This window comes from Pseudanabaena yagii GIHE-NHR1 (genome assembly GCF_012863495.1).
Lineage (GTDB): Bacteria > Cyanobacteriota > Cyanobacteriia > Pseudanabaenales > Pseudanabaenaceae > Pseudanabaena > Pseudanabaena yagii.
The window spans coordinates 851,523-867,364 of sequence record NZ_JAAVJL010000001.1; the positions used below are offsets into that span (position 1 = coordinate 851,523).

Genomic DNA, 15,842 nt, shown 5'->3' on the forward strand with positions numbered 1-15,842 from the left:
AGAGCGCCTCTCTTTTTATTCTTCAATTTTAGTTTCGATAGGAGCAATGTAAAAACTGCTAATGATGGCGATCGCTAACCACCAGAGTAACTGCACTTGGGGGCGATACCAGACTGTATCGACTAGACCGTGAACGAGCATTCCCACTAAAGTGGCGATCGCCCCGATAATCCATAAACCACTCGAATCGCGATCGCTTCTCAGACGATTCAGCCCCAGCCATCCTTGACGAAAGATGGTAAAAACTAGCCAGCTATAGCAAATTATGCCGACAATTCCTGTTTCTACGGTAATTTCTAGCGGTACGCAATAAGTCCCTAAGGCGCTATAGCCCGACCGCTGATAGAGGGGATAGATTTGATTAAAAGCTTTATTTCCCGGACCAATTCCTAAGATTGGCTTAGCCTTAATCATATTGAAAACCGCTTGCCAAACATTGACCCGAAAGGCATTGCTACTATCATCGGTTCCGAAAATACTAAATACCCGTTTACGCAATGTCGGTACGAGAATTGTACCGATAGCGATCGCCCCAGCCATGCCCCCAAAAACCGTAGGAAAAGTCCACTTCGGCAACCGTTTGCCCCACCAATATACTAATAACAAAACCAGCGTCAAGCTTGCTGCCGCTAAGCCCATGAGTCCGCCCCGACTCTGGGTTTGCGTAATGCAAAATGTCCCAAAAATCGCTGTAATAATTCCTAACGCCTTCAATCCCCAACCACGCCAATGAATAGCGGCGATCACGCCCAAGGGTAACGCTGGCATTAGATAACCCGCAAATAAATTAGGATTGCCTAAGAAACTATAAACACGGGTCACGCCTGCGGTCTCAGAAGTAGGATCTGTCCATGTAGCGAGTTCGGGTGCGCCGAGATACCATTGCTGCACGCCATAGGCACTGGCAATCAGTGCTGAGCCTAAATATGCGCCAATGAAAATCGAGCGCCATCCCAAGCGCATTAACCGACTCATCGACACAAAGGCAAGCATATACAGCGTTAGCTTCACCATGCCATCGGCAGCCGCTACCCGCACGGGTGAGACCAAAGTGGCAACTAAAGCGATCGCCCAATAGGCAATCAAAGGTGTATGAATGGCAGTCCAAATCGGTACTGTTTGATCCTGTTCATCTCGGCGATCGCTAAGCCATAGTAATAACCATGCGATCGCTACGGCTGCTCCGATTACCCCTGTCTGAGCATTTTCTAAAAAGGGCAAAGTCGCCAGCATCACCACTAGCAATCCACCCAAAAACTTAGCACTTAACAAGCGACTACCTTCGCGCCATGCTTGCAAGGGGGTAATTAGTTGAAAAAATTTAGCTTGACTGCTGAGCCACCACGATCGCATGGGTTGCAAAAACTTGGGCATAGGTAGTTTGAGCTTAGAATTCATAGATCGATCAGCATATTTGAACTTAGGGTAAAGTTATTTTGACATCTTGAGGGAAAAGGCAAAAGGAAATGGAAAAACTAAATTCTGCTGAAGCCTATAATGATCGCGGCATGGAACGGGCGGAAAATGGCGACTATGCGGGGGCGATCGCTGACTATACCGAGGCGATCGCGATCAATCCCAATTATGCTGAGGCATATTACAACCGCGCCTACGATCGCTCAGAAATTAAGGACTATAAGGGTGCGATCGAGGATTACACCAAGGTAATCGAGTTAGCTCCTGATGCTGCCCCAGCCTATTTCAATCGCGGCATGGCAAAAGCAAAAATCGGCGATGCTGAAGGCGCGAATGCTGACTGTGAGTATGCAAAGAGTCTTGGATTGTAAATCTATGTATGCCAAGGTGCAAAATTGGTTAATAGCTAAGGCATCAGGTTAAGCACAGAGATATTGGCTCAAGCAAATATTGTGATTGGTGACGATCTAGAAATTTTTACTTCACAAGATCAAATAGTCATAGTTAAACAGAATTTTTTCGTCTAATATCATAGTTAGACTTCTTTTTAGTCTGTTAGTCGTAACGAAGGTTAAATCTAGGATGAGTCTTTCCTAGATGATTAAGACTGGCTCAGAACAAACGTTGAATAACAGATCATCTCAAGGAAAAATCCGTGAAAAGCTCAAGATTATTTTTTAGCTCTTTAGTTGCTTCCTTTTCCCTGACTATTGTATGCAGTCTAAATGCAAGTGCTCAGTCTTCAAGTGATTGGGTAGATCAAGCTCTCGGAAACTATCAAAGCCGAATTTTGAGTGCAGGTAGTTTAGTATCTGGAACAACAGAATTTAGGAAAACTAGAGAAGACTCTTTAGAAGGTAGCTACACGATGGATGAGCAAGGGAAAGTGGTGTTCGGCACATTGTCTCAATGCCAAGTAATGCAGGTTCGTGTTATGCGATGTGTTTGGAATGATAAATATGGAACTGGGAATCTTGAAGTGACCTTTTCGGAGAATTTCTCTAGTTTTAATGGCTATTGGGGAGAAATAGGTTCCGAACCAGTATTTCGCTGGAGTGGCTCACGATGAAATTCTAACAATTAGCTGAAGCGAACTGCCAAAAACCTTGGTATTAAACTCAAGGTAAATTACAGCCGCTCAAGGGAAGGTTAGATATAACGAAATGATGATTTTAGCGGAATAGTTTTTTGCCTTCTAGGGAACGGAAATAAAGAGTTCCCATCGTTGATAGGAAGATGCAATAACTAACAATCTGAGTTGTGTATAACTTATCGGAATAGCCAAATAGCGTTGAGAAGATAATTCCAGGGAATTTATCAGCAGGTAAGATTGATGAAGTATCTGTAATCTGAGAACCGAGGGTAAACCACTCAACTACACGATGGGGGGGATCGAGGAACTCATAGGATTGAGTTATGGGATTGAAGACTTTATCAACGGTATTAGCCAGATCAAAAGCAGAAAGAGAAGTAATTACTAGTCCTGACACAATCAACAGGAGAATTACTCCCAAAACTTGAAAGAAAGCACGAATATTCAGTTTCACACCAAATTTAAACATAGCAATCCCGATCGCGATCGCTACAACAATTCCAGCAAAACAACCGATCGCTGGTGCATATTGCGCTAATCCTGATTGCGTCTGGTCGGGGGTTAATGTACCTGTAATAAAAAGAACAGTTTCCGCCCCTTCCCGTAAAACTGCCACGGCGATGAGAGTAAATACCCCCCAACCTGCTTTGCGAATTTCTGCTGAACTGATGGCTTTTTCAAGACTAGATTGAACTTGATGGCGCATAGTTTTGGCTTGCTGCGTCATCCAAATCAACATCCAACTCAGCATCACGATCGCCGCAACCGAGAAAATACCTTTCGTCAAATAATAGATCGTACCGCTAAAGCCACCAATCAACTTTTGAGCGATCGCGCCCATAATACTACTGATGAATAGCCCTGCCGCCGCTCCTAAATAGACCCATTTTTGGAGGACAGATTGTTTTGCTTGTATCAAGTAAGCTAATACTATCCCCACAACCAAAGTTGCCTCTGTACCTTCTCTAAGGGTGATTAAGAAGGTCGGCAGTGCGCTACTAAAATCCATACTTTCCCTACTTGGTTTCCCTACTTGGTTTCAGTGGTAACTAGATTTTGAATTAATTTAAATTCTTCGGCAGAGATTGCCTTTTTGGTTACAAGATCATCAATTTGTTTATAGGGTCTACCACCTTCAATTCGCTCTGATAACGAAGGCTTTGTTCCTGGTAGCTCTAGCTTGTCCAATTCAGCATTGGTGGCTGTATTGATATTGATTTTGCTGGATTTCGCAGACTTTGGTGCTGCGGTATCAGGGGCAGCAGAGGGAGATGCTTTTGGCTCTGCGGAAGTAGGTGCGGCAGATGGCGAAGTTTTGACAGCTTCAGGTTTAGTTGCCTCTGGGGTCGTTGTACAGCCACCCGCTATTAATGCCAAAACAAATCCAGAAAGTAATATATGAGTAAATGAAAAGGTAGATTTAGTCACATGCATGATCCAAACGTAAAGATATTAATTGTCAAAAGGCTACACAAAGTCTTAGACAGTGACCTTGGCATTAGTCTTTAGGCAAATAGATAAGAAATTTAATCCTTAATCTATACTTATACACTATCCAAGTGAGAATAGTTCGCAATAAACTAAAAAATTATCGATAATTACTAATAGGTTTATTTTATGGTTTTCTTCTATTGAATAATATTTGATTATTTTTAACGGGATTATGCCAACTGATGTCTGTTATTTGAAAATTGCCATATATAGCAAAGCAAGTTTTGCTTAGGACATAAACCCAGAAGATGAGTTGCGGCGCGAAGCGCCGCAACTCATCTTCTGGGTTTGGTGTGTACTAGCGAACTCTTTTTTTGCTATAGCAACCATATTTCATTTACGAGATTGAATAGGTTGTGAGATTGTGCCCCTGCGGGGCACAATCTCACAACCTATTTAGGATTGCTATAGCTGTGTTTTCGAGACGATCATGCTGGATAATGCGTGTCTGACTGAGTGTAACCCCTCCCTAAAATTATTGTTAGACTTAGGCATAGATGCTTATTACCATCTCTCAATCTAAATTCAACCATCAATTATCAATTATCTAGTCCATGCCATTTTCATCTGTAATTCGTTCATTAATCCGATCGCCACTCACTGATGAACTAGAGAGTAAACTGGCGAGGAATCATCAACTAACGCTTTCAGGCTTGTCGCGCGTAAGCAAAGGTTTAGTTAGCTCAACCCTAAGCCAGCGCCAAGAAAGATTAATGCTGGTGATTACCTCCACAATCGAGGAGGCAGGACGCTGGGCGGTGCAGCTTGAAACCATGGGCTGGCATACGGTGCATTACTATCCCAATTCCGATATGTTGCCCTATGAGCCATATCAACCTGAGTCAGAGGTAATCTGGGGGCAGATGCAGGTATTGGCAGATTTAGCGGATTGGCATGAGCAGGAAGGGGAAAAGAAAAAAATGGTGATCGTGGCAACTGATCGCGCTCTTCAAAAACATTTACCCAGTCCCCAAAAATTTAATGACTATTGTGTCCAACTAGAAGTTGGTTGTGAGATCAAGTTACGGGATTTAGCCGAAAATCTCACCATCATGGGTTACGAAAATGCTTCTACCGTTGAGACTGAGGGGCAATGGGCAAGGCGTGGGGACATCATCGATATTTTCCCTGTATCTAGCGAAATGCCTGTGCGGATTGATTGGTTCGGTGATGAGATTGAGAGAATTCGCGAATTTGATCCTGCAACGCAGCGAGCCTTAGATAGCATTCCTTCAGTTTTACTAACTCCCATTAGTTACGGTCATATTTTAGGTAGTTTAGAATTTTCCGATCAGGATGCTGAAGATGAATTTAGCAGCAAGGGCTTTGCGGTACATCCACTGTCTAGCGCTTCGCTTTTAGACTATTTGCCCGAACCAGAGCAATGTCTAGTGGTCATTGATGAATTAGAGCAATGTCAAGCCCATTGCGATCGCTGGTACGAATCCGCCGAAGAACTTTTCCCAGCTTTCTTACACCCCTCTCCCAATGGGAGAGGGGCTGGGGGGGAGGGCAAACTCCATCGCGCCTTTGCTGAATGTTTAGCAGAAATTACTAAATTCTATCGCCTTGATTTGTTTGAACTTGCCGAAGAAAATCGTGGCATAAATATGTCAAGTCGTCCTGTGCCAGCAATTCCCCATCAGTTCGGGAAGATTGCTCAAACAATCCGTGACTATCGCGAACAGAAGTACAAGATCATTCTCATTTCTGCACAACCATCACGTACAGTTGCCCTATTACAGGAGCATGACTGCCAAGCGCAATTCATTCCCAATGTTCGTGATTATCCTGCGATCGAGAAAACCCATAACCTGCGAATAGCCGTAGCTTTGAAATATTCAGGTATTGCGGAGATCCAAGGGTTTGTGTTGCCGACTTATCGCATTGTCGTCATTAGCGATCGCGAATTTTTTGGACAACACGCCCTTGGGACACCCAATTATGTGCGAAAGCGCCGCAGGGCTGCGTCTAAGCAGGTTGACTTAAATAAGCTCTCCCCAGGGGATTACGTCGTCCACAAAAATCATGGCGTGGGGCAGTTTGTCAAATTAGAGAAGTTGACCGTTAATAATGAAACTCGCGAATATCTCGTTCTGAAATATGCGGATGGATTATTGCGCGTCGTAGTCGATCAGATGTCGATCCTGTCACGCTATCGAGGAATGCATGAGGCAAAACCCGAACTGCATAAAATGACGGGCAAGGCTTGGGCAAATACCACGACCAAAGCAAAGAAAGCAATTAAGAAAATTGCCTTTGATTTGCTAGAACTCTATGCTAAGCGATCGCAACAGGTTGGTTATTCTTTCCCGCCCGATAATCCTTGGCAACAGGAAATGGAAGATTCTTTTCCCTATCAAGCCACACCTGACCAATTAAAGGCAACTCAAGATGTCAAACAAGACATGGAAAGTTCCCGCCCTATGGATCGCCTTGTGTGTGGTGATGTCGGTTTCGGGAAAACAGAAGTTGCGATTCGGACGATCTTTAAAGCAGTAACTTCTGGTAAACAGGCGGCGCTCCTCGTTCCGACAACCATTCTCGCGCAGCAGCATTACCACAGCCTCCAAGAGCGCTATGCTGCCTATCCCGTCAATATTGCCCTACTGAACCGCTTTAAGAGTACTTCCGAAAAGAAAGAAATTATCCGCAAGCTGAAAACAGGTGAATTAGATGTTGTCGTGGGTACGCACCAGCTTTTAGCCAAGGATGTGGAATTTAAGGATTTGGGGCTACTCGTCATTGACGAAGAGCAACGCTTCGGAGTGGCGCAAAAAGAGAAAATCAAAACCATGAAAACGGAAGTGGATGTGCTAACTCTCTCGGCAACACCAATTCCCAGAACCCTTTATATGGCAATGTCTGGCGTGCGGGAAATGAGTCTAATTACGACACCACCTCCATCGAGGCGATCGATCATGACCCATTTATCCCGCTATAACCTCGAATTAGTTCGCGCTGCGATTCGGCAAGAACTCGATCGCGGTGGGCAGATTTTCTATGTGGTGTCACGCATTGATGATATCGAGGAGGTTTCGGCAAAAGTCCATGAAATGCTGCCATCGGTACGCATGGCGATCGCCCACGGCCAGATGCCCGAATCAGAGCTAGAGTCAACCATGCTTAGCTTTAGTAGTGGCGAAGCGGACATGATGATCTGTACCACGATTATCGAATCAGGCTTAGACATTCCAAGGGTAAACACCATCATTATCGAAGATGCCCAAAGGTTTGGACTTGCTCAGCTTTATCAGTTGCGTGGTCGTGTCGGTCGTGCAGGTATCCAAGCCCATGCATGGCTCTTTTATCAAGAAAAAGGGGAACTTACCGATGTGGCTCGGAAACGCCTCAAGGCAATTCAAGAATTTACCCATCTTGGCTCAGGTTATCAGTTAGCCATGCGTGATATGGAAATTAGAGGTGTCGGCAATCTCCTCGGTGCTGAGCAATCGGGACAAATTAACACGATCGGCTTTGATCTCTATATGGAGATGCTCCAAGAGGCGATCGCCGAAATACGTGGCTCGGAAATTCCTGAAGTCGATGATACACAGGTAGATCTACCGATTACCGCCTTTATCCCTGCAGAATATATCCCCGATGGCGATCGCAAGATGAGTGCCTACCGCTCCGTATCTTCTGTAACCTCACGCCGCGAACTCGCCCAAATCATTGAAGAATGGAATGATTGCTATGGCAAAGTACCTGCACCAGCGATGCAACTGGTTAAAGTGATGGAATTGAAACTGATTGCCAAACGCATCGGTTTCTCGCGCATCAAACCCGACGGCAAACAACACGTTGTCCTCGAATCAAAGATGGAAGAACCTGCTTGGAAATTACTCCATGAGCATCTCCCTAGCCATTTGCGATCGCGCTTTGTCTATAGCAAAGGTAATGTCACCGTGCGTGGCTTAGGTACACTTTCCCACGACAAGCAGCTTGATAGCCTAATCGAATGGCTAGACACAATGCAACTTGCGAAGTCGGTAGCTTAGTTTTACATAACTCTTAACTCAATTCCCATCAGAAGAAAATGGTCGAAACAAATCATGATTCTCCTACTCTAGGAATAGATACTTGGACAGCAGATCGGGTGGTAGCTCTAGCCCCCGATCCTTCATCAGCAAAGAATGGTAAAGGCTTAGCAACATTAAATAAATGGAGCAATTTGGGCAAGGAACAACAAATAATTTGGGGTGAATGCAAAGGTAGTGGGAAAGATCCCTATCGCATACAGGTTGACTTGTCTGAGCCTGCATTTCGCTGTAGTTGTCCTAGCCGCAAATTCCCTTGCAAGCATGGTTTGGGATTACTATTTTTGATGGTCAGCCAACCCACAGTTTTAACTGAGGGAACCCCGCCTGATTGGGTAGCTGATTGGATTGCATCACGGACGAAACGCGAAGAGAAACAAAAGCAAAAGCTAAATCAACTTGAAAAAGCGATCGATCCTGAGGCTCAAGCCAAACGTGCTCATGCCAGACTCAACAAGGTCAAAGCAGGAGTTCAGGATTTACAAATGTGGCTCAATGACTTAATCCGTCAGGGTTTAACCTCAGTACGAACAGAGTCTTACCAGTTTTGGGAACAGCCTGCGGCGCGGATGGTCGATGCTCAAGCGCCGAGTTTAGCCAGACAGTTGCGGGAGATTCCCAGTATCATTAATTCGGGTACAGGTTGGGAATCGAGACTATTAGCGAAATTAGGCAAATTATATTTACTTTTGGAAAGTTTTCAGCGTCTAGAGTCTCTTCCCTTACCCAATCAAGCTGATATTCGCAATCAAATCGGCTGGACGCAAAACCAATCCGAACTGATAACTGCTCTGGAAAATTCCTCAACTTCATCTCAATCATCTCAATATTTACAGCAGGATCTCTGGCTAGTCATGGGACAGCAAATAGAAACAGAGGAACGTCTGCGCGTTAGTCGGACTTGGCTTTGGGGTAAGCACAGTCACCGTTATGCCCTATTACTACAATTTGCTCATGGGACTCAAGCTTTTGAGGTAAATTTCGGTCTAGGGACTTCGTTAGAAGCAGAACTTGCATTTTTCGAGAGTGCCTATCCGCTTCGTGCAATTATCAAATCTAGAGAGAACTCGTCATCGTTTGTATCCGTAGGCGAGATTGTTGGATATGAAACTATTGATTTAGCGATCACCTCTTACAGTAGCGCCCTAGTTAAAAATCCTTGGTTAGAAAGATTTCCCCTCACCCTTCAGCAGGTCATCCCATTACATAGGGATGGCAAATGGTTTATTCGCGATCGCGCCAATAATCTGTTAGCGATCGATCCAAGGTTTGAGAGAGTCTGGACAATCTTGGCTTTAAGTGGTGGACATCCTGTAATGATATTTGGGGAATGGAATGACAATCATCTTTATCCCTTAAGTATTTGGGTTGAAGGAAACTTTTATAGTGCTTAAAAAGTGCTTGATCTACCGTGAAATTGAAAATTGCAGTAATTAATCAATTAGTCTCGATATAAAGAGATTGTAGTAATTATTAGGGAATATCGTGCGATTTCAGCAATTTATAACCACCAAAAATGCCATAAATCTTTAAACGTAAATACGTAAAAACATATATTTTTGCAAAAGGTCTATGTTATTCTTGTTACAGGGAATAGGATAAAAACTGTTATTACAAAAATACAACGAATTACTCAAACTTATAGTTTGTTGTATTTTTGTTTTGTGATAAGTTGGAATCCTAAAAATTTTCTGCATAGTCAATCAATGGTAATTGATTGATAGTTTCATGAACTCAAACAAATGTTTGGTGGGGGTAGGCTTATATCTAGTAATTACACAAATTGTTATCTGAATTTTTATAGATTTTATCTAAAGTTAGAGCATTTGCAGTGCGTTGAGCTGAGTTAAAAACTAGAGGAGTTTTGGAAGATGTGGCTTCACCACATTTTTGTAAGCTTATCTGTAATACTTCAAGCTTCAGCATTGTTGCAAAGAAAGGAATTAGAAATATATGACTAATTTTTTAAAACTATTGAATTCATAGTTTTTTAGATGTCAACTTTATAACTAACTGATGTTACGTGGAACTCTTCTAAAGCCCTTACCCCTAGCTCCTCTCACGCAGGAGAGGGGAACAAGAAAATAATTTAGGTTTTGCTCCCCTTCTCCTGCGGGAGAAGGGGTTGGGGGATGAGGGGCGATCCTAGTTCCACGTAACATCAGTAACTAAGATATTTTTAAAACTTTATTCAAAATTTATAAATAGATACATAAGTATTAGATATATTCGCATTTATTTACATTTGTTAGACAGTCTTGTAACGCAATCTGATCTGTTGAACAAATTCACAAGAAATATACCTATGTTGATAGAGTCAATGAGCCAACAAGGATTAATTCTTATTGTTGATGATGAGCCAGCCAATCTTAACGTTCTTTCAGATGTCTTAATTGCTGAGAGATATGATGTGGCTATTGCTAATAGTGGGGAGCGAGCGATAACGATAGTCAATCGACAATTACCAGATCTAATCCTGTTAGATATCCATATGCCTGATATGGATGGTTTTGCTGTCTGTCAAAAACTCAAAGAAAATCAGAGAACCTCTGCAATTCCTGTCATTTTTATGACAGCCTTAAACGATATAGACAATAAAGTCAAAGGCTTTGAATTGGGAGCTGTAGACTATATTACGAAGCCTTTTAATGTCCGAGAGCTATTAGCACGGATCAAGAACCATTTACAGTTAACCAGAGTCACCCAAAACTTAGAAAAGGTAAAAGAACAATTATCCCTAGTTTTAAAAGGTTCTAACGATGGTTGGTGGGATTTTGATCTATTACAAAATCAGGCTTATAACTCTCCCCGCTGGTGGGATATGTTGGGATATACAGATAGGGAGATAGAATCGTCCTTCGAGAATTGGCAAAAGTTAATACATCCAGACGATCGCGATCGCGTAAATGCCCAAATAATTACTACTGAAAGTAATAGTCAGCAACATCTCCTTGAATTTGAATATCGTTTATTGCATAAACAAGGGCATTATGTGCCCATTTATGCGAGGGCACTTTTGCAACGAGATGATACGGGTAAAGCGATCCGTATCTCTGGTACTAATAGCGATCTCACTGCTTGGAAGCAAAAGGAATCAGAACTGCAACAAGCTCTTAAAACAGTACATGAACTCAACCTTGAGCTAGAAAATAGAGTAGCGGAACGTACTCAGACTCTACAAAGACTCATGGCAGCGATCGAGGCTAGCATTGATGGCATCGCTGTTGTTAATGAAGAAGGCAAATATATTTATATTAATGCTGCCCATCTTGATTTGTTTGGCTATCAACATCCTAGCGAGCTGATTGGTGAAACTTGGAAAGTATTTTACTATCCTGACGAGGTACAGCGCATTGAGCAAGAAGTTTTCCCCATCATTGGTGAAACTCAAAAATGGCGGGGAGAGGCGATCGCGAAACGACGGGACGGCAGCACATTTATCGAAGAACTATCACTGACGATGGTTCAAGGTGTGGGGCTAATCTGCGTATGTAGGGATGTGACAGATCGCAAAGAAATGGAAAATGGTATTCGTCAATCATTAGCCAAAGAAAAAGAACTCAGTCAACTCCGTTCTAACTTTATTTCGACAGCATCCCATGAGTTTCGGACTCCACTTACGATTATTTCATCTTCATCCTCAATTCTAGAAAATTATAGCGATCGCTTAACTGAAGACAAGAAAAGTAGCCATTTGCAACGCATTCAATCTAGCGTCAATCATATGGTGAATTTACTAGATGATGTGCTTACTGTAAATCGAGCTGAAGTTAACAAATTAGACTTCAATCCAGAAATAGTTGATCTTGTTACTTTTTGCCAAAATATCACTGAAGAAATCCAACTAAGTACTAAAGAACATAGTATTAGTTTCTTTGCCATATCAAATAATCTTGATGAGACTGATTTAACAACTCTAAATATTCGATGTGATGTTAAACTCATGCGGCAAATTATTACAAATCTTTTAAGCAATGCGATTAAATATACGCCAGATGGGGGAATGATATATCTATGGCTAATGCAGCAGGATAACAATGCAGTTTTAAAGGTACAAGATCATGGCATCGGCATTCCTATTGATGATCAAACAAAGTTATTTGATTCGTTTTATCGAGCTGGAAATGTCGGCAATATATCTGGAACTGGTCTGGGATTAGCTATTGTCAAAAAATGTGTTGATTTACATAACGGCGTAATTGGAGTGGAAAGTGCCATCAATGAAGGGACAACTTTTACTGTAATTCTCCCTAAGAGTCCTAACATTTCTAACAGTCCTAAGCGAATCCATGAAATGTTAATTAATTAACTCATTAAACTGTTCAAATTACACCTTTGTGAATTCCTCTAAATATTAGACATGAAAAAGATTTTAGTAATAGAAGACTCTAAGGAAGTTTGTGATAATATCCAACAAATTCTGGAATTAGAAGATTTTAATGTAATTACTGCTATCAATGGACGTATTGGGATCGAGTTAGCCCAACGTCAGAATCCTGATTTAATCATTTGCGATGTCATGATGCCAGAAATTGATGGCTATGGTGTACTAGAGACATTACAAAAAGATGTCATAGCCCGACATATTCCTTTTATATTTTTAACAGCTAAAGCTGAATATAGGAGTATGCGTCAGGGTTTTGAATTAGGAGCCGATGACTATTTAACTAAACCTTTTTCACCTAATGATCTTTTAAAAGCGATATCTGTGCGGTTGCACAAGAAGACATTTGCCGCCAATTATTTAAATGAGCAATCTCAAGATCATTTATATCTATGGGAACATGAGCAAATCCAACAAATCCAACAACAAATTGATGGTGCTAAGGTATCTTTGCTCAGTTCAGTAGATTTAACACTCTTGGAAGCACTTAAGCGATCGCTCGATAAACTAGAAGATCCCAAGCAAAGAGAAATATTTATTTTCTATCAACCTCAAATTAATTTAAAATCAGGGAGGATTAGCGGGATTGAGGCTTTGGTGCGTTGGCAACATCCAGAGTATGGATTTATTACACCAAGCAAATTTATTCCAATTGCTGAAACCACAGGGCTGATTAGACGACTGGATACATGGGTCTTGCAACAAGCCTGTCAAAATGCTCACCAATGGCAAAGTATTCAAGAAAATCTAACAGTTTCAGTTAATATTTCTGCCAATCAATTTAGAAATCCAGATTTTTATTTAACCGTTCAACAAACCCTTATTGAGCAGGAACTTAAACCTAGTTTGCTGAATTTAGAAATCTCAGAAAATATTGTAATTCAAGATTCTAATCTGACAATTGATCGACTGAATAAGCTCAGAAGTCTAGGTGTTCGGATTGCTATTGATAATTTCGGTACTGGTCATTCTTCATTAATTTGTCTGCAAAAGTTTTTGCCAAACTTTATTAAGCTGGATCAATGCTTTGTCAACAATATTGATGTCAACCTAGCCAATGCCACAATCGTAAAATCATTAGTGGAAATGGCTCACAACTTAAATTGTCAAGCAGTTGGAGTAGGTGTAGAGGTCGTAGCAGAGCTTAATTTCTTGAAAACCTATAATTGCGACATGATGCAAGGTTTTCTATTTAGCAATCCTTTGCCTTGTCATAAGATTGAGCAGTTATTGATTGGAGATAAAAGGCTTATTTCTTATTAGGACATAAAAAATGCCGCAAAGCGGCATTTTTTATGTCCTAATAACTTTGCTCTCCTTTTCGGTAGAGTTCACGGGCATAGTCTGTCCATGTGCCTTGTCCCCAATAACGGAAGCAACTGGTTTGAACTAGCAGGTTATAGAGTAAGGCTTGCTGATAGTCCGATCGCTTAGTAATCGATGGATCTTGAGCTACCAGTGGATCGTATTTCTCATGGAACTTAGCACTGAGTTGATTCATCGGTTCCAAGACATTTTCGTAACCATTGACCCAGCTCATACTATTTGTCCATGATGCACCATCCATATGGAACTGATGATCACTGGCTTTGAGTTCAGTAATTGCATGTTCGACCATAGCCGCATTTAGATTTTGGCGATCGCCGATTTGCTCGACTTTTTGCCAGACCTTATGCTGCTGTACTGCTTGAATCGTTGGATAATCAAGGGGACTCACACCTGCTGCCTCGATCATTTCTAAATATTCAGTACCATTTAAACCAACAACACCCGCAGTGCCACGACCATTATTTTTCAGTTGATCCCATACCAAAGGATAATCGCGGGGAAATTCATTCATCATTACGCCGCCATTCTCGCCATCGGCAATCTGAGTGACTAGAGAAGGAATGGAAACATTACCAAGTTGCTGTTTACCTCTACCTTTAGCTTCGTGGTAGGGCTGCATTTGTGCGACCAATTTGGTATCAGAACCTTGGGTTTTAATTAGTGCTGTGATACTAATTGATTCACCTTTGGAGTTCATTGCTACCAAGCGATTAGGCAAATATTTCTGATCTTGAGTTAAACCCGAACCATCAAAACGTTCTACGGAATGTTCCTGTACCATTAGCCAGCGATAGCCGCATTCCTTGAGCGCTTTAATATATTCATAGAGTGTATCAGGATGATTGGGAAGGTGCATCTCTGGTGGCGAAAACCCTTTCACACGCTTGAGAACATCAATTCCGAAAATAGAAGCAAAATGACTTTGCCATGCTTGGATATGCAGTTTGATATCAGGAATCGGGGTGGAGGGAATCACTGCATGACTCCACATTGTGCCGAGCCATTCCACATAGGGTTGATATTGGAGATCGCAAGTAATCCGTTTGAGATTATCTAAAATGTCATGGCGTTGCATCTGCTGCAAGCCCCAGAGCAGGTTTCCAGAATAGTCCAACATGATCCGAGGATTGCTACCCTGTGCGACAAGTTGGGAAATGAAATCGCCCATGCGGCTATAGCACCAAGCAAATACTCCAGCATTGTGATTATCACCTTCGCCTTGATGCTCGAACATATGCTGAAGATTGCAAATTAAAGCCCCATTCGCACCTGCGGGAATAGTCGGCTGATGCATATGCAAGGCACAGGCAAAAGCGGAAGTAATCTCTTCTAGTTTGAGGTTATTGCTATTTAGATTGCTATTTAGAAATACAGGTGCATCATCCTGTACTGCCCGTTGAATTAATTCTTCATTGCCACAAATAGCAGGAAAATCAGAGGCAACAAAGCTTGATGGTGTCGTTGAAATCAAAACTTGGAAACCTCGATAAAGTTGTGTTGATAATCAGATTACCATAGTAAGAAGGGCGGCGCGAAGCGCCGCCCTTCTTAGATTAACTAGCTAATTGGGACTTTTTGATTAATTAGGAAGCAGGTAACTCCGTAGCAACATCAACCTTGAAAGCCTTGACTTCATTAGCTTTTGGCAAGGTGAGAGTAAGAATACCATTGGTGTATTCAGCCTTCACTTGTTCATTTTCGATCGCGACAGGTAACGCAAATACACGACGGAACTTGCCATAGCTGATTTCACTCCAGTAGTAACCCTTTTCCGCAGATTCTTCTTTGCGTTCGAGGTGACGTTCACCAGCAATTGTCAAAGAATCCTTAGTTACCTGAATATCGAGATCCTTAGCTTCGATATCAGGAATGGAGAGTCTGAGGGTCAAATGATCGCCATCATCGCGCAATTCACTGGCGGGAACCCAGCCTTTGGCGGCTTCTTGATCTAGGGTAGTGATGTCACGGAACATGCGATCAAACTGACGACGAACTTCTTCGATTTCTTGTAAAGGTTGCCAACGTACTAACATAAATATCACCTTGAGCTATTTCAAAACAACTATGAACATTTAGAAGTAGGTTTAGG

General features: G+C 42.1%; 11 protein-coding genes. 6 read left to right on the forward strand and 5 right to left on the reverse strand.

Translation table 11 applies throughout. From position 1 onward, the window contains the following. Nucleotides 1-15: 15 nt before the first annotated feature. The gene (locus tag HC246_RS04095; RefSeq protein WP_169362279.1) at nt 16-1,398 is read right to left on the reverse strand and encodes an IctB family putative bicarbonate transporter; all 1,383 of its coding nucleotides are present in this window, start codon (nt 1,396-1,398) and stop codon (nt 16-18) included. A gap of 68 nt (nt 1,399-1,466) precedes the next feature. Between HC246_RS04095 and HC246_RS04100 the strand changes: the two genes are divergently transcribed. After that, nucleotides 1,467-1,787 (forward strand): tetratricopeptide repeat protein, encoded by a 321-nt coding sequence (locus HC246_RS04100; protein ID WP_169362280.1) that lies wholly within the window; start codon nt 1,467-1,469, stop codon nt 1,785-1,787. A gap of 284 nt (nt 1,788-2,071) precedes the next feature. After that, nucleotides 2,072-2,485, forward strand: coding sequence for a hypothetical protein (locus HC246_RS04105; protein ID WP_169362281.1), 414 nt, complete (start codon nt 2,072-2,074; stop codon nt 2,483-2,485). A gap of 103 nt (nt 2,486-2,588) precedes the next feature. Here HC246_RS04105 and HC246_RS04110 read toward each other — a convergent pair whose 3' ends face one another. Both HC246_RS04110 and HC246_RS04115 read right to left on the reverse strand, forming a co-directional pair. Continuing rightward, entirely contained in the window at nt 2,589-3,518 is a 930-nt protein-coding gene (locus tag HC246_RS04110) for an FTR1 family iron permease (RefSeq protein WP_169362282.1), read from the reverse strand. A 20-nt stretch (nt 3,519-3,538) separates the two neighbouring features. Continuing rightward, on the reverse strand, nt 3,539-3,886 hold the full coding sequence (locus HC246_RS04115; RefSeq protein WP_225902908.1) for a ComEA family DNA-binding protein: 348 nt from the start codon (nt 3,884-3,886) through the stop codon (nt 3,539-3,541). Between the two features lie 668 nt (nt 3,887-4,554). Between HC246_RS04115 and mfd the strand changes: the two genes are divergently transcribed. From mfd to HC246_RS04135, 4 genes are all read left to right on the forward strand, one after another. Further along, on the forward strand, nt 4,555-8,001 hold the full coding sequence (gene mfd / locus HC246_RS04120) for a transcription-repair coupling factor (RefSeq protein ID WP_169362284.1): 3,447 nt from the start codon (nt 4,555-4,557) through the stop codon (nt 7,999-8,001). Nucleotides 8,002-8,039: 38 nt separating this feature from the next. After that, nucleotides 8,040-9,434 (forward strand): SWIM zinc finger family protein, encoded by a 1,395-nt coding sequence (locus HC246_RS04125; protein ID WP_169362285.1) that lies wholly within the window; start codon nt 8,040-8,042, stop codon nt 9,432-9,434. Nucleotides 9,435-10,345: 911 nt separating this feature from the next. Then, nucleotides 10,346-12,349, forward strand: a complete 2,004-nt coding sequence (locus HC246_RS04130) for a response regulator (RefSeq protein WP_169362286.1) — start codon at nt 10,346-10,348, stop codon at nt 12,347-12,349. 51 nt (nt 12,350-12,400) lie between these two features. Continuing rightward, complete coding sequence (locus tag HC246_RS04135) at nt 12,401-13,687, forward strand: two-component system response regulator (RefSeq protein WP_169362287.1); 1,287 nt, start codon at nt 12,401-12,403, stop codon at nt 13,685-13,687. A 37-nt stretch (nt 13,688-13,724) separates the two neighbouring features. Here the strand turns inward: HC246_RS04135 and HC246_RS04140 are convergent, their stop codons facing one another. Together HC246_RS04140 and HC246_RS04145 are read right to left on the reverse strand one after the other, a co-directional pair. After that, nucleotides 13,725-15,224: a glycosyl hydrolase family 57 gene (locus tag HC246_RS04140; protein ID WP_169362288.1), complete on the reverse strand. Its 1,500-nt coding sequence runs from the start codon at nt 15,222-15,224 to the stop codon at nt 13,725-13,727. Nucleotides 15,225-15,336: 112 nt separating this feature from the next. Then, on the reverse strand, nt 15,337-15,786 hold the full coding sequence (locus HC246_RS04145) for an Hsp20/alpha crystallin family protein (protein WP_169362289.1): 450 nt from the start codon (nt 15,784-15,786) through the stop codon (nt 15,337-15,339). Nucleotides 15,787-15,842 lie beyond the last annotated feature (56 nt).

Excerpts from the sequence above, each read along its gene's own strand:
- HC246_RS04095 (WP_169362279.1), bottom strand. The coding sequence starts at position 1,398 with ATGAATTCTAAGCTCAAACTACCTATGCCCAAGTTTTTGCAACCCATG.
- HC246_RS04100 (WP_169362280.1), top strand. The coding sequence starts at position 1,467 with ATGGAAAAACTAAATTCTGCTGAAGCCTATAATGATCGCGGCATGGAA.
- HC246_RS04110 (WP_169362282.1), bottom strand. The coding sequence starts at position 3,518 with ATGGATTTTAGTAGCGCACTGCCGACCTTCTTAATCACCCTTAGAGAA.
- mfd (WP_169362284.1), top strand. The coding sequence starts at position 4,555 with ATGCCATTTTCATCTGTAATTCGTTCATTAATCCGATCGCCACTCACT.
- HC246_RS04125 (WP_169362285.1), top strand. The coding sequence starts at position 8,040 with ATGGTCGAAACAAATCATGATTCTCCTACTCTAGGAATAGATACTTGG.
- HC246_RS04130 (WP_169362286.1), top strand. The coding sequence starts at position 10,346 with ATGTTGATAGAGTCAATGAGCCAACAAGGATTAATTCTTATTGTTGAT.
- HC246_RS04135 (WP_169362287.1), top strand. The coding sequence starts at position 12,401 with ATGAAAAAGATTTTAGTAATAGAAGACTCTAAGGAAGTTTGTGATAAT.
- HC246_RS04145 (WP_169362289.1), bottom strand. The coding sequence starts at position 15,786 with ATGTTAGTACGTTGGCAACCTTTACAAGAAATCGAAGAAGTTCGTCGT.